General features: G+C 62.9%; 12 protein-coding genes. 5 read left to right on the top strand and 7 right to left on the bottom strand.

Annotated features, from left to right (window positions below; genetic code table 11):
- The first annotated feature begins 72 nt into the window (after positions 1–72).
- The gene (locus SM763_RS10855) at positions 73–651 is read left to right on the top strand and encodes a nitroreductase family protein (RefSeq protein WP_368998547.1); all 579 of its coding nucleotides are present in this window, start codon (positions 73–75) and stop codon (positions 649–651) included.
- A complete protein-coding gene (locus SM763_RS10850; RefSeq protein WP_368998545.1) occupies positions 648–1340 on the top strand; it encodes an EI24 domain-containing protein in 693 nt (230 codons plus the stop codon). The genes SM763_RS10855 and SM763_RS10850 overlap by 4 nt, the downstream gene beginning before the upstream one ends.
- A gap of 58 nt (positions 1341–1398) precedes the next feature.
- Here SM763_RS10850 and SM763_RS10845 read toward each other — a convergent pair whose 3' ends face one another.
- Positions 1399–1674 (bottom strand): DUF1467 family protein, encoded by a 276-nt coding sequence (locus tag SM763_RS10845; RefSeq protein ID WP_065272934.1) that lies wholly within the window; start codon positions 1672–1674, stop codon positions 1399–1401.
- 56 nt (positions 1675–1730) lie between these two features.
- Positions 1731–2135, bottom strand: coding sequence for a methylmalonyl-CoA epimerase (gene mce / locus SM763_RS10840; RefSeq protein WP_065272933.1), 405 nt, complete (start codon positions 2133–2135; stop codon positions 1731–1733).
- Positions 2136–2366: 231 nt separating this feature from the next.
- Here mce and SM763_RS10835 point away from each other — a divergent pair, with 231 nt between their 5' ends.
- Complete coding sequence (locus tag SM763_RS10835; RefSeq protein WP_065272932.1) at positions 2367–3086, top strand: response regulator; 720 nt, start codon at positions 2367–2369, stop codon at positions 3084–3086.
- 1 nt (position 3087) lies between these two features.
- On the top strand, positions 3088–3228 hold the full coding sequence (locus tag SM763_RS10830; protein WP_156767926.1) for a hypothetical protein: 141 nt from the start codon (positions 3088–3090) through the stop codon (positions 3226–3228).
- 99 nt (positions 3229–3327) lie between these two features.
- Here the strand turns inward: SM763_RS10830 and SM763_RS10825 are convergent, their stop codons facing one another.
- The 5 genes from SM763_RS10825 to SM763_RS10805 form a co-directional block, all read right to left on the bottom strand.
- The gene (locus tag SM763_RS10825) at positions 3328–4539 is read right to left on the bottom strand and encodes a DUF1501 domain-containing protein (RefSeq protein ID WP_368998543.1); all 1212 of its coding nucleotides are present in this window, start codon (positions 4537–4539) and stop codon (positions 3328–3330) included.
- 14 nt (positions 4540–4553) lie between these two features.
- Positions 4554–5939, bottom strand: coding sequence for a DUF1800 domain-containing protein (locus tag SM763_RS10820; RefSeq protein WP_368998541.1), 1386 nt, complete (start codon positions 5937–5939; stop codon positions 4554–4556).
- 196 nt (positions 5940–6135) lie between these two features.
- Positions 6136–7989 (bottom strand): aspartate--tRNA ligase, encoded by a 1854-nt coding sequence (aspS, locus tag SM763_RS10815; RefSeq protein WP_065273765.1) that lies wholly within the window; start codon positions 7987–7989, stop codon positions 6136–6138.
- Positions 7990–8341: 352 nt separating this feature from the next.
- Positions 8342–9019: an aminotransferase class IV family protein gene (locus SM763_RS10810; RefSeq protein ID WP_368998539.1), complete on the bottom strand. Its 678-nt coding sequence runs from the start codon at positions 9017–9019 to the stop codon at positions 8342–8344.
- The gene (locus SM763_RS10805; RefSeq protein ID WP_368998537.1) at positions 8938–10155 is read right to left on the bottom strand and encodes an aminodeoxychorismate synthase component I; all 1218 of its coding nucleotides are present in this window, start codon (positions 10153–10155) and stop codon (positions 8938–8940) included. The genes SM763_RS10810 and SM763_RS10805 overlap by 82 nt, the downstream gene beginning before the upstream one ends.
- Before the next feature lie 203 nt (positions 10156–10358).
- Here SM763_RS10805 and carB point away from each other — a divergent pair, with 203 nt between their 5' ends.
- Positions 10359–13721: a carbamoyl-phosphate synthase large subunit gene (gene carB, locus SM763_RS10800; RefSeq protein WP_368998535.1), complete on the top strand. Its 3363-nt coding sequence runs from the start codon at positions 10359–10361 to the stop codon at positions 13719–13721.
- The last annotated feature ends 64 nt before the right edge of the window (positions 13722–13785 follow it).

Genomic DNA, 13785 nt, shown 5'->3' with positions numbered 1-13785 from the left:
AATCACCGAACCGCCCCTTGAAAAACACGCGCCAGCCAGCATATAAAACCTTGATGTAAAAAGGTTTCACATATGCCAGAACAGAATGCTGCCGCCCTTGATTTCCTTCTGAATCGCCGCTCCCGCCCCGCGAAGACGTTGGTCGCACCGGTCCCCAGCCGGGACGAGTTGCAGGTTTTGCTGACCGCCGCCGCCCGCACGCCCGATCACGGCAAGCTGGAGCCCTGGCGCTTCATCGTCATCGAAAAACCCGCCATGGTACGGCTTGCAGAGCTAACCACAGCCGCAGGTGAGCGGCTGGGAAAATCGCCCGAGGATATCGCCAAGGGGCGCAGCCAGTTCGAGCTTGGCCAACTGGCCGTCGCGGTGATTGAGGTGCAGACCGACAGCCCCAAGATCCCGGCCATCGAACAAACCTATTCCGCGGGTGCTGTCTGCCTTGCGCTGCTCAATGCGGCGCTGGCGGCAGGATGGGGGGCGAATTGGCTCTCTGGCTGGGTCAGCCACGACCGCCAGTTCTGCGAAGAGGCCCTGTCGCTGGCGCCGCACGAACGCATCGCCGGCTTCATCCATATTGCCACCGAAGGTACCAAGCCGCCGGAACGCCCGCGCCCGGATCTGGAGCGCATCACCAGCTGGATCGACGCATGATCTTTGACGCCTTTTTCAAGTCCCTGGCCCAGACTGGGGATCCACGCTTTCGCAGGGTTCTTTTGCTGGGTGTCGGGCTGACCTTTGCGCTACTGATCGCCACATATGTGATGTTCTTCTTTCTGGTGCAGTGGCTGGTCGGCCCGCAGGTCACCCTGCCCCTGTTCGGGGAGGTGACGTGGCTGGACGATATCCTGTCCTTCGGGTCGATCCTTCTGATGATGGGACTGTCGGTCTTTCTGATGGTCCCGGTCGCCTCGGCCATCACTTCGATGTTTCTGGATCAGGTGGCACAGGCGGTTGAGGACAAGCATTTCCCTCAGCTCCCCTCTGCCTCTGATCCAACGATCGTGGAGGCGCTGCGCGACACGGTCAATTTCCTTGGCGTGCTGATCGCCGCGAACCTGCTGGCGCTGGTGCTTTATCTGATGTTCCCGCCCATCGCGATGTTCATTTTCTGGGGGCTGAACGGGTTCTTTCTGGGCCGGGAATACTTCACCCTGGCCGCCGCCAGACGCATCGGAATGCCAGAGGCCCGCAAGATGCGGCGCAAGCACATGGGAACCATCTGGATCGCAGGCACGTTGATGGCGATGCCGCTGTCAGTGCCGCTGGTGAACCTAGTGATTCCGATCCTGGGCGCGGCCACCTTCACCCATATATTCCACGGCCTGTGGCGCAGGGTCTGACGGCGAACAGATCAACGGTCCGGGGGCATCCCCCCGGACCGCGTTTTCTCAAGAGGCGCTATTTTGGATCGGGCAGCCGGTCGAACCAGTCGAAATCATTCACGCTGATCACTCCGGACAGGATTATTCCTGCCACGATGGCCCAGATCACAAAGGCCGCGATGGTGGTGATCACCGCCTTCTGCTTCAGATAATGGTTTTCGGGCGCGCCGGCATGGGTGCCGGGCACGATCTCCCCCTTGTCACCTTGTGTCTCAAGCCGGATCGGAATGACGATCAGGAAGGTCATGAACCAGATCACCGCATAAAGCACCAGTCCCGATGTAATTCCCATAGCGCACCTTTATTGTATATCCGCGCGCCGACGTCCGGCGCTGGCCTCAGGTAGCCTCAAACCTGCTCCAGTTCCACCAGGCAACCGTTGAAATCTTTGGGGTGCAGGAAAAGAACTGGCTTGCCATGGGCACCGATCTTCGGCTCGCCAGAGCCCAGAACCCGCGCGCCCTGCGCCTTCAGGTGATCCCGCGCAGCCAGAATGTCCTCAACCTCGTAGCAGACGTGGTGAATGCCACCAGCGGGGTTCTTTTCCAGGAAGCCATTGATGGGCGAGTCATCCCCCAGCGGGTAAAGCAGCTCAATCTTGGTGTTGGGCAGCTCGATGAAGACAACTGTGACACCATGATCGGGCTCATCCTGCGGTGCGCCGACCTTGGCGCCCAACGCATCACGGTACTGAGCCGAGGCCGCCTCAAGGTCGGGCACGGCAATCGCGACATGGTTCAAACGACCGATCATGATGTGTATTCTCCTCTCAAATCCTGTTCGACTTCCTTATGCTGAGACCAGCCAATGGGGGCAAGTGCGCCAATGCGCACGGCGCGCGCTACCGGGCGGCTGCAGAGAATGCCGGGCAACCGCAGGCAATCATGGGGAAAACCCGCAGCCTTGGCATCTCCTGCATCGCGTTAACCTCTAATTAGCCTCAAATCCATAGCGTCAGTCAGTATCCCGCAAGGAGTATGAGTAATGGACGATTCGGAACTGTTTGCAGCCGCCCACCGTCTCCCGACGAAACGGCGCCCTCTTCTTGGTCTGACCATTCTGGTGGTCGAGGACAGTCGCTTTGCCTGCGAAGCGCTGCGCCTGCTCTGTTTGCGCAGCGGCGCCCGTATCCGGCGCGCCGATTGCCTGAAATCCGCCCGCCGACACCTGAAGGAATACCGCCCTTCCGTCGTGATTGCCGATGTGGGACTACCGGATGGCTCCGGCACGGAACTGATCGCCGAGATCAATCAGGGATCACCGCGGGTTTCCGTCATCCTTGGCATTTCCGGCGACGAAAGCCTTGAAGAAGAGACGCTCAAGGCTGGCGCCGACGGCTTCCTCGCCAAGCCGATCACCTCACTTGCCGCATTCCAACATGCGATTCTGTCGCGCCTGCCCGCCGACCGGCAGCCCGCCAGCCTGCAGGACCTGTCGGATGAAACCATCGAGCCGGATTTCCTCGCCTTTCAGGACGATATGGCCCATGCGGCAGATGTTCTGAACGAAGACCATGAAGGCAACACGCTGGACTATCTGACGCAGTTCATTGGCGGTGTCGCACGCAGTGCAGGCGACAAGCCGCTCGCCAATGCCGCGGCAAGCCTTGCCCAGGCCCGCATGGCTGGCCGCCCCATCGGCCCGGACACGGCAATGCTGGCGGGAATGGTGCAGGAACGTCTCGAACGGAAAATCGCGATCTGACATGCTCGAAGTGATTCTGATCGGCTCGGCCACGCTGGCCATCGTGCTCTATCTGCAGGCGCGCCAGGCCGCCCGCGAAATCCGCCAGAACCGCGATCGCAACACGCGGGAACCGATGGTTATCTACCGCCACGAGCATTGACCTCTGCACGGCGAAACAGGCCCCGGACCTCGGGGCCGCTATCGCCGCCTGAAGCGGTTCTATCCTTTTGACCCGACCAGCGCGGCGCCCCCTTCAGGGTCACCGCAGCAGGCCAAGATCATCCTCCATCCGCAGCCCCGGAAACACGGTTTGCTCCAAATCGGCCACCCCTACCCCGGTCAGGCCGCGCAGGATCCAGGCCGCGGGTGCACGCACGTCCGCCGTCGGCATCAGGTCACGCCGGTCATAGAGCGCGGCTTCCTCCAACCCCGGCCAGCGCCCGTAGATCCGGCCGCCGCGGATCGCCCCTCCCGCCAGCAGCATCGCGCCACCGGTTCCGTGATCGGTGCCACCGGTGCCGTTCTCCCGCGCTGTGCGACCAAATTCCGTCATCGCGACCACCGCCGTCTTGTCCCAGACATCGGCGCCGACACCGGCCTTCAACTCCAGCACGGTGTCGGACAACCGGCCCAGCGCCGATTTCAACGCCCTGTCCTGCCGGTTGTGGGTATCCCACCCATTGATCGAAAAGGCCGCAATGCGAGTGTCCGCGCGCAATTGCTGCGCCGCATAGGCCGCGATCTTCAGATGTGCCTTGCCCCGGGTCGGTACCGGCATGGTCATTTCCCCGTCCTGCATGTCTTCGCCAGACAGCGGCAGCCCCGGCGCCTCGCGTGACAAGTCTAGCGCCTCGGACAAGGCACGGTGAAACAGCGCATCATCCTCCATCAGCAGCCCGGCCAGACGTTCGGCCTGCGGGCTCATCATCAGAGCGGCATCCGGAGACCAGTCTGCCACAGGCGCCGCACCATTCAGCAGCTTCATCTCCCCCTGCCCCAAGGCAAAAGCGGTGCGCGCCTCGATCCCGCTTTGCTGCTGCAACAAGCGGTTCAGCCAGCCATCGCGCGCCTGTTCCAGCCCCGGCGTACCCGCCTCCAGCAGGTCCTGACCGTCGAAATGGCTGCGCTTGTCCCGGTAAGGTGTCGAAACCGCGTGAACAAAGGCCAACTCCTCGGACCGCCACAGCGGCATCAGCGGCGACAGGGCCGGATGCAGGGCAAAGAACCCATCCAAGTCCAAACCTCCATGGTCCGGGCCGCCGCGCAGTTTCTGCCGCAGAGCGGCATAGGCCGGATCGCCATAGGGCTGCACCACGTCCAGCGCGTCCATGCCGCCGCGCAGGATGATCACCACCAGCCGCCGGTCCCAGGGGGCCGAGGCAAAGCTGACCGGCGTCAGCAGCGGGCTGGCGGCCAACGAACAGCCAAGCGCTGCACCGCGTGCAAGGACGCTTCTCCGGGAATGTCTCATGATCAATCCTCCTGCTAGCGGCGCTGAAAGGCCGGGGCGCTCAGCACCAGAGCGACCCCTTCGGCCCGGGTTTCGGCTGCCGAGGCGGCAAACAGCACCTTGCCATCGGCAAAACTGCCCAGGGTCGTTCCGGCAAATCCGCGTGGATCGGGAAGATCGGCCACTAGCCGCTGCGGCGCCGCAAAAGCCCAGCGCAGGCGGGCCGACAGGCCCTGCGGCGTGATCCAGGCGGCATCATCCTCGCTCCAGCCATCCGGCCCGGCAGGATCTTCCCATTTCTGTCCCATCAGCGTCAGCGGCGCCGCAAAAATCCGATTGAGCTGCCCGCGCTTGAACCCCGTCACCCGGTCTGCGTCCACCGGCAGCGCCCGGCAGGCCGACGCCACGAAATCAAAGGGCGGCTTTACATTGCGCAGCTCCGGCGCCCAGGCGGCGGGATGCTCCAGCAAGGCGGCGTAGACATCCGGCAGGTAACCACCAGACTGACGGAACCGCTCTGCCACATGCTCAACCAGATCCGCGTCCGGCTGGTCCGAGGTGAAATGCACCGCCAGTTTGCGGGCAATGTGCCGGGCCGTGGCCGGATGACGCGCGAGATCGCGCAGCGCCTGCAAAACCGGCTCCAACCGCCCTTTCTCTGCGCCATAGGAGCGGCCAAGGACCTGCTCGCTGCCGGGCTCTGCCAGGCCGGGGCGGAAGTTAAACCCTTCTTTGCGATTGAAACTGAGCCCGGTAAAGAGCTCCGCCAATTGCCGCACATCCGTCTGACTATAGGGACCATCCACCCCCAGCGTGTGCAATTCCAGCACCTCGCGGGCGAGGTTTTCATTGAGACCGGCACTACGATTGCGCCGCTGCGCGACAGGACTGTTCGGCCCGACCGAACTATTCTGATCCAGATAATGCAGCATCAGCGGGCTGGTCACCACCGCGATCAGCAGATCTTCGAACCGGCCCGCAACATGAGGGCGGATCGCGGTCTCGGCATAGGGGGTTGCCAGATGCTGAAAGGCATTACGCCGCCCCTTGGCGGTGAAATGATCCGACCAGAACAGGGTCAGCCGCTCCCGCAGGCCGTCAGACGTATCGGCGTAACGCAGCAGACGCTGGGCAAAATTTTGCAAACGGTCCGTTCGTTTCTGCTGCCGAAAGGTGCGGTAACGCGCGTCCGCCGCCTCATACTCCGGCTGACCGCGCAGCTTGCGCCGTTCTCTTGCGAGCGCCTGAAACGTCACTGAATCGGCAAAGGCCGCATCAAAATCCTGCACCGGATAGGCGCGCGCCATCTCATCGGCGCCGGTCAGGCGCTGCAACATCGCCTCGGGCGATTGCGGCGGTGCCAGCCGGGGTGACAACCCGCAGCCAAACCGGATCTCGGCCAGTTCAGGATCAAACCGCATCTGTCATTGCTCCGGCCCCATTTTCATTTCGGGATCAACAGGTCTCGATCTCCACAGTAGGCCAGAACCTCCGTGGCACCCACACCCATCACTTACTGATACGCGAGGATTTGCCGGTTCCGGCGCAGCAGGAACAAAAAAGCCCGGAGACCATGCTCCGAGCTTTTTGAATTGTCTTGGTCAAGGCCCTTAGGCCTTACTGATCCTGCGGAATGACGCGCAGTCCCAGTTCCATCAGCTGCTCCGACATCGGCTCGGACGGGGCCGACATCATCAGATCTTCAGCGCGTTGGTTCATCGGGAACATGATGACCTCGCGAATGTTGGCCTCATCCGCCAGCAGCATCACCATGCGGTCGATACCGGCAGCGCAGCCACCGTGCGGCGGGGCACCATATTGGAAGGCGTTGACCATGCCGCCAAAGCGCTTCTCGACCTCTTCCTTGCCATAGCCGGCAATTTCGAAGGCCTTGAACATGATTTCCGGCTTATGGTTCCGGATCGCGCCCGAAACCAGCTCGTAACCGTTGCAGGCGAGGTCATACTGATAGCCGAGCACCTTGAGCGGGTCGCCCTCCAGTGCTTCCATCCCGCCTTGCGGCATGGAGAAGGGGTTGTGCTCGAAGTCGATCTTGCCAGTTTCCTCGTCTGCCTCGTAGATCGGAAAGTCAACGATCCAGGCAAAGGCGAAACGGTCCTTGTCGATGAGACCCAGTTCTTCGCCGATGACGGTGCGGGCGCGGCCTGCAACGCTTTCAAAGGACTTGGGCTTGCCGCCCAGGAAGAAGGCCGCATCGCCCACGTCGAGACCCAGCTGCTGGCGGATCGCCTCGGTGCGCTCGGGGCCGATGTTCTTGGCCAGCGGACCGGCGGCCTCATTGCCCAGAACGATCTCGCCCGCCTTGATCTTGGCGTTGACTTCCTTGACGGAAATGCCCTGCTCCTGCGCGATGGAATCCGCCGACTGCTTGCGCCAGAAGATATAGCCCATGCCCGGCAGACCTTCCTGCTGGGCGAATTTGTTCATGCGGTCGCAGAACTTGCGGCTACCGCCTGTGGGCGCCGGGATGGCGCGCACTTCGGTGCCTTCCTGCTCCAGCAGTTTGGCGAAGATGGCAAATCCGGAGCCGCGGAAATGTTCCGAGCAATCCTGCATCTTGATCGGGTTGCGCAGGTCCGGCTTGTCGGTGCCGTACCACTTGGCGGCATCCTTGTAGGAGATCTGCGGCCATTCGCTGTCGACCTTGCGGCCACCGCCGAATTCCTCGAACACGCCCTGCATCACCGGCTGAATGGTGTCAAAGACATCCTGCTGGGTGACAAAGGACATTTCCATGTCGAGCTGGTAGAAATCGGTGGGCGAGCGGTCAGCCCGCGGATCCTCGTCCCGGAAACAGGGCGCGATCTGGAAGTATTTGTCAAAGCCCGAGACCATCATCAGCTGCTTGAACTGCTGCGGCGCCTGCGGCAGGGCGTAGAACTTGCCGGGGTGCAGACGGGAGGGCACCAGGAAGTCGCGCGCGCCTTCGGGCGACGACGCGGTGATGATCGGGGTCTGGTATTCGTTGAACCCCTTGTCCCACATGCGCTTGCGGATCGACTGGATCATGTTCGAGCGCAGAACCATGTTGTTCTGCATCTTCTCGCGGCGCAGGTCGAGGTAGCGATAGCGCAGGCGAGTTTCCTCGGGGTATTCCTGCTCGCCAAAGACCATCAGCGGCAGTTCCTCGGCTTTGCCGAGAACCTCGATATCGCGGATGAAGACTTCGATCTCGCCTGTCGGGATCTTCGGGTTCACCAGGCTTTCGTCGCGCGCCAGCACATTGCCATCGATGCGGATACACCATTCCGAACGCACCTTTTCGATCTCCGCAAAGACCGGGCTATCGGGGTCAGCCATGACCTGGGTGATGCCATAGTGGTCGCGCAGGTCGATGAACAGCAGGCCGCCGTGGTCGCGGACCCGGTGGACCCAGCCAGACAGGCGCACGGTATCGCCCACGTTGGATTTGTTCAGTTCGGCGCAGGTATGGCTGCGGTATGCGTGCATTGGCTGACCTTTCGTGTCGCGGGTCGTCTCTCGGGGCATCTGTCCGGGCGGACCATCAATCGGGATATGCGCCAAAGCGGCGCGGAATTCGTCCGGGCTGGTACACTAGGTTGCGGCTCTCTTGTCAAGCAAACAGGGCGCATTCGCCCCGTCAGATGCCCGTTTTTGCCCTCTCGCCACGTCGGCGCAAAGGCTCCCGCCCCCTCTGCGCCCCATCGCTGCGCGATCCGGCCAGACGTGTTGGGCGTGGCGCCCCGCCTTCGGCGCGGCGCGGGCGGCGCTGTGGTGCCACCGCAGCGCGCCGCCCGGGGCCCTTGTCCGCGGGCGCGCCCCCGCCCTTTTCAGATCAGTTTCAGACCAGCTTTGCCGGGATCAGCCCGCGCAAGGAATTGCCCATATGAATGGCCTGCGCCCCCTTCAGGTCAGCAAGGTGCAGCACCGCCTCGGCGCATTGGCCGCGCTCCAGCATTTCCTGCCGCAGGATGCCGGGCAGAAGGCCGCAGCCGAGCGGCGGCGTCACCACCTGCCCACCTGCAAGCGTCACAAAGATATTGGTAATCGTGCCTTCGCAAACCTCAGCGCGCTGATTGAGGAAAACCAGCTCGTCGATGCCTGCCGACAGAGCTGCCCGGGCGCTGTCATAAAGCGCGCGGCGGGTGGTCTTGTGCCGTAGCCACGGGTCGTCGGCATCAAGCCGGATGTCTGCGATGCCCAGCCGCCACTCTGCTGGGGGTTCCCCCAGTGGCGCAGTGGTCATGTCAAATCGCCCCTCCACGTCGAGCGTCAGGCGGCAACGCAGCGGTGTATCACTGGCGATTTCTGCCAACATCGCCTCGGACGGCCCGGGGTCGAAGGGAATCCCAAATGCCGCCGCGCTGCGCCTCATCCGGGCCAGATGGCGCGGCTGGCGCCGCCCACCCTCGCCCGGATGCCAGCCCAGCGTTTCGATCAGGCGGAAAGCGGGATCACCCTTGATGGTGTCACTGATGGTGTCGCAGGTTGCGTCATCTGGGCGAACCGTGCTTTCCATAGCGCTTCCTCATATTCTGATGTGGCGGTGCTGTCCCAGACCACGCCGCCGCCCACGTTCAGTGTTGCGCGGCCGTCCTCCAGCATCACCGTACGGATTGCAACATTGAACGACGAGGCGCCATCCGGGGCGGCCCAACCGATGGTGCCGCAGTAGATGTCACGCGGCCAGGGTTCCAGATCCGCAAGGATCTCCATCGCGCGGATCTTGGGGGCGCCGGTGATCGACCCGCAGGGGAACAACGCCGCAAAGATCTCGGCCAGCCCGACATCCGGCCGCAATCGCGCCCGTACCAGCGACACCATCTGATGCACGGTGGCATAGCTCTCGACCGCGAACAGCTCCGGCACATGGACCGATCCGGTCTCCGCCACGCGGCTGATGTCATTGCGCAGAAGATCGACGATCATCAGGTTCTCGGCCCGGTTCTTTTCGTCCTGACACAGGAAATCGCGGCGGCGCGCGTCATCCACCGGATCGTCGCTGCGCGGCTGGGTGCCTTTCATCGGGCGCGTTTCGATGAGGCTTGACGCGTCGGTTCGGAAGAACAGCTCAGGCGAGCGCGACAGAAGGTCCGGCAGCCCGTCCTGTTCGACCAGCACGCCATGGCCGACCGCCTGCCTTGCCTGCAGCGCGGCATAAAGCGCCTCTGCGCTGCCATGCGCCTGTGCATCGATCGGAAAGGTCAGGTTGGCCTGATAGATATCGCCCTTGCCGATATTGCGGTTCACCTCGCCGAAGGCCTCGGCGTAGCGATCATAGCTCCAGCGTGGCGTGATATCCCCAAGCCCAGCCCCGCCCGGCAGCGCCCGTCCGCCCCCCCGGGCGGGCGCTTCGCTTTCCGCCCGCGGACGGGCGCTGCTCTCAGCGTTCTGACACCGCGGCTCCTCATAGACCCCAAAGCAGATCAGCGGCAGCCGCCGCCCGTCCGGCATCCGGGACGCCAGCTTTGGCTCAAGCGCATAGCCCAGCTCATACGTGGCATAACCCGCCAGCCAATGCCCGGCCTGCCGCGCCGCGTCGAGCGCCGCCAGAGCTGCGGGCACCTGGCCTGCTGCATCCGCGCGGATCACACGCAGCGGTTGGTCGAAACATGTCCCGGCCCCCATGGGCCCCTGATCAAAGCGAATCCGCACCGGGTCTGTCTCCTAAAGCTATCGCCTCCTCATATACGCGTTCGCAATGCGCACAAAGGGGGTGGATGCGGCATTTTCCGATCCGTTTCCGATCCCCCTTGAACCTTTCGGCGCGGTCCCTATAACGCAGGACAATTTGGGCGCATGGGGGCGCCCGGTGACTCGACCCATATTCCGCACCCACAATCAAAGGAAGCTAGGCCATGCCAAAAAGAACCGACATCCAGTCGATCATGATCATTGGTGCGGGACCGATCATCATCGGCCAGGCCTGCGAATTCGATTATTCCGGCGCACAGGCCTGCAAGGCGCTGCGTGAAGAGGGCTACCGGGTCATCCTGGTGAACTCGAACCCGGCCACCATCATGACCGATCCGGGCCTCGCCGATGCGACCTATATCGAACCAATCACGCCCGAAGTGGTGGCCAAGATCATCGAAAAAGAACGCCCCGATGCGCTGCTTCCGACCATGGGCGGACAGACGGGTCTCAACACCTCTCTGGCGCTCGAAGAGATGGGCGTGCTTGAGAAATACGGCGTCGAAATGATCGGCGCCAAGCGCGAAGCCATTGAAATGGCAGAAGACCGCAAGCTGTTCCGCGAAGCGATGGACCGGCTGGGTCTGGAAAACCCGCGCGCCACGATCATCACCGCCCCCACCCGCGACAACGGCTCGGCCGATCTGGAAGCAGGCGTACAGCTGGCGCTTGAGGCGCTCGATGAGGTCGGCCTGCCCGCCATCATCCGCCCTGCCTTTACCCTGGGCGGCACCGGCGGCGGCGTCGCCTACAACCGCGAAGATTACATCCACTACTGCCGCTCGGGCATGGATGCTTCGCCGGTCAATCAGATCCTCGTCGATGAAAGCCTTCTGGGCTGGAAAGAGTACGAGATGGAGGTCGTCCGCGACAAGGCGGACAACGCGATCATCGTCTGCTCGATTGAGAACATCGACCCCATGGGCGTGCACACCGGTGATTCGATCACCGTGGCCCCGGCGCTGACTCTGACCGACAAGGAATACCAGATGATGCGCACCGCCTCGATCGAGGTACTGCGCGAGATCGGCGTCGAAACCGGCGGCTCCAACGTGCAATGGGCCGTGAACCCCGACGATGGCCGCATGGTGGTGATCGAAATGAACCCGCGGGTGTCGCGCTCCTCAGCGCTGGCTTCCAAGGCGACCGGCTTCCCGATTGCAAAGATCGCCGCGAAACTGGCGGTGGGCTACACGCTGGACGAGTTGGACAACGACATCACCAAGGTGACGCCGGCCTCCTTTGAGCCCTCCATCGACTATGTCGTCACCAAGATCCCGAAATTCGCCTTCGAGAAGTTCCCCGGCTCCGAGCCCTACCTCACCACCGCGATGAAATCCGTGGGTGAAACCATGGCCATCGGCCGTACCATCCACGAAAGCATGCAAAAGGCGCTGGCGTCGATGGAATCGGGCCTCACCGGTTTTGACGAGGTTGCCATCCCCGGCATGACCGTCGGCCAGTGGGACGAAGCCAGCGGCGACGACAAGGCTGCCGTGATCAAGGCAATCAGCCAGCAGACCCCAGATCGGCTGCGCACCATCGCCCAGGCGATGCGCCACGGGCTGAGCGATGACGAGATCCAGAACGTCACCAAGTTTGACCCCTGGTTCCTGTCCCGCATCCGCGAGATCGTCGACGCCGAGCGCGAGGTGCGCAAAAACGGCCTGCCGATGCGCGAGGACCAGTTGCGGGCGCTGAAGATGCTCGGCTTTACCGATGCCCGCCTTGGCGCGCTGACCGGCCGGGACGAGGACAATGTGCGCCGCGCCCGTCATAATCTGGGCGTCACCGCCGTCTTCAAGCGGATCGACACCTGCGCCGCCGAATTCGAGGCGCAGACCCCCTATATGTACTCCACCTACGAAGCGCCGATGATGGGCGAGATCGAATGCGAATCCCGCCCGTCGGATCGCAAGAAGGTGGTCATCCTTGGCGGCGGTCCGAACCGAATCGGTCAGGGTATCGAGTTCGACTACTGCTGCTGTCACGCCTGTTTTGCGCTGACCGATGTTGGTTATGAAACCATCATGATCAACTGCAACCCGGAAACCGTGTCCACCGACTATGACACCTCGGACCGGCTGTATTTCGAACCGCTCACCTTCGAGCACGTGATGGAAATCCTGCGCGCCGAGCAAGAGAACGGCACCCTGCATGGTGTCATCGTGCAGTTCGGTGGCCAGACCCCGCTGAAACTGGCCAATGCACTGCAGGACGAAGGCATTCCGATCCTCGGCACCACGCCCGACGCCATCGACCTGGCCGAAGACCGCGAACGGTTCCAGGATCTGGTCAACAAGCTGGGCCTGAAACAGCCGCATAACGGCATTGCCTCCACCGACGCACAGGCGCTTGAGATCGCAGAGGGAATTGGCTTCCCGCTGGTGATCCGTCCGTCTTACGTGCTGGGCGGGCGCGCGATGGAGATCGTGCGCGACATGGATCAGCTGAAACGCTACATCGCCGAGGCGGTGGTAGTGTCCGGCGACAGCCCGGTGCTGCTCGACAGCTATCTGGCCGGCGCGGTGGAACTTGATGTGGATGCGATCTGCGACGGCACCGACGTGCATGTGGCCGGCATCATGCAGCACATCGAAGAGGCTGGCGTTCACTCAGGTGACAGTGCCTGCTCCCTGCCGCCCTACTCCCTGTCCAAGGACATCATCGAAGAGATCAAGACCCAGACCTACGCCCTGGCGAAGGCTCTGAACGTGGTCGGCCTGATGAACATCCAGTTCGCCATCAAGGACGGTGAGATCTTCCTGATCGAAGTGAACCCGCGTGCCAGCCGCACGGTACCCTTCGTCGCCAAGGCCACCGACAGCGCCATCGCCTCGATCGCGGCGCGCGTCATGGCGGGCGAGAAGCTCTCGGCCTTCCCGCAGCGGGCGCCTTATGAACCCGATGCAGGCTATGATGTCGATGTGCCGATGGCCGATCCGATGACTCTGGCCGATCCCGACATGCCCTGGTTCTCGGTCAAAGAGGCCGTTCTGCCCTTTGCCCGTTTCCCGGGTGTCGACACGCTGCTTGGTCCGGAAATGCGCTCCACCGGCGAGGTCATGGGCTGGGACCGCTCCTTTGCCGGCGCCTTCCTCAAGGCGCAGATGGGTGCCGGGATGGTGCTGCCGTCAGAAGGCCGTGCCTTCATCTCGATCAAGGATGCCGACAAGGGCGCCACAATGCTGGAGGCCGCGCGCACCCTGATCGAACAAGGCTTCACCCTGGTCGCCACCGGCGGCACCAAGGCATGGCTGGACGGGCACGGTGTGGCCTGCGAGGCGGTGAACAAGGTCTACGAGGGACGCCCGCACGTGGTGGACCTGCTGAAAGACGGCCACGTGCAGCTGTTGATGAACACGACCGAAGGCGCTCAGGCGGTCGAGGACAGCAAGGAAATGCGCTCGGTCGCGCTGTATGACAAGATTCCCTACTTCACCACCGCCGCCGGTGCCCATGCCGCCGCGCTGGCGATCAAGGCGCAGGCCGAAGGGGACGTTCAGGTCAAAAGCCTGCAGGGATAATCCCGCGATCAGATAGAGAATTGTCAAAGCCCCGGGTTTTCCCGGGGCTTTTTCGTTCCATCCC

Origin of the sequence: Pseudophaeobacter sp. C1-32P7 (assembly GCF_041008775.1) — a bacterium.
Lineage (GTDB): Bacteria > Pseudomonadota > Alphaproteobacteria > Rhodobacterales > Rhodobacteraceae > Phycobacter > Phycobacter gallaeciensis_A.
The sequence above is the reverse complement of the archived record's forward strand: the minus strand, read 5'-3'. Positions and strand labels throughout refer to the sequence as shown.

Bases quoted from the DNA above. Each gene is read 5' to 3' on its own strand.
- mce (WP_065272933.1), bottom strand. From the start codon at position 2,135: ATGATCGGTCGTTTGAACCATGTCGCGATTGCCGTGCCCGACCTTGAG.
- SM763_RS10835 (WP_065272932.1), top strand. From the start codon at position 2,367: ATGGACGATTCGGAACTGTTTGCAGCCGCCCACCGTCTCCCGACGAAA.
- carB (WP_368998535.1), top strand. From the start codon at position 10,359: ATGCCAAAAAGAACCGACATCCAGTCGATCATGATCATTGGTGCGGGA.
- SM763_RS10850 (WP_368998545.1), top strand. From the start codon at position 648: ATGATCTTTGACGCCTTTTTCAAGTCCCTGGCCCAGACTGGGGATCCA.
- SM763_RS10845 (WP_065272934.1), bottom strand. From the start codon at position 1,674: ATGGGAATTACATCGGGACTGGTGCTTTATGCGGTGATCTGGTTCATG.
- SM763_RS10855 (WP_368998547.1), top strand. From the start codon at position 73: ATGCCAGAACAGAATGCTGCCGCCCTTGATTTCCTTCTGAATCGCCGC.
- SM763_RS10820 (WP_368998541.1), bottom strand. From the start codon at position 5,939: ATGCGGTTTGATCCTGAACTGGCCGAGATCCGGTTTGGCTGCGGGTTG.
- SM763_RS10830 (WP_156767926.1), top strand. From the start codon at position 3,088: ATGCTCGAAGTGATTCTGATCGGCTCGGCCACGCTGGCCATCGTGCTC.
- SM763_RS10825 (WP_368998543.1), bottom strand. From the start codon at position 4,539: ATGAGACATTCCCGGAGAAGCGTCCTTGCACGCGGTGCAGCGCTTGGC.
- SM763_RS10810 (WP_368998539.1), bottom strand. From the start codon at position 9,019: ATGGAAAGCACGGTTCGCCCAGATGACGCAACCTGCGACACCATCAGT.
- aspS (WP_065273765.1), bottom strand. From the start codon at position 7,989: ATGCACGCATACCGCAGCCATACCTGCGCCGAACTGAACAAATCCAAC.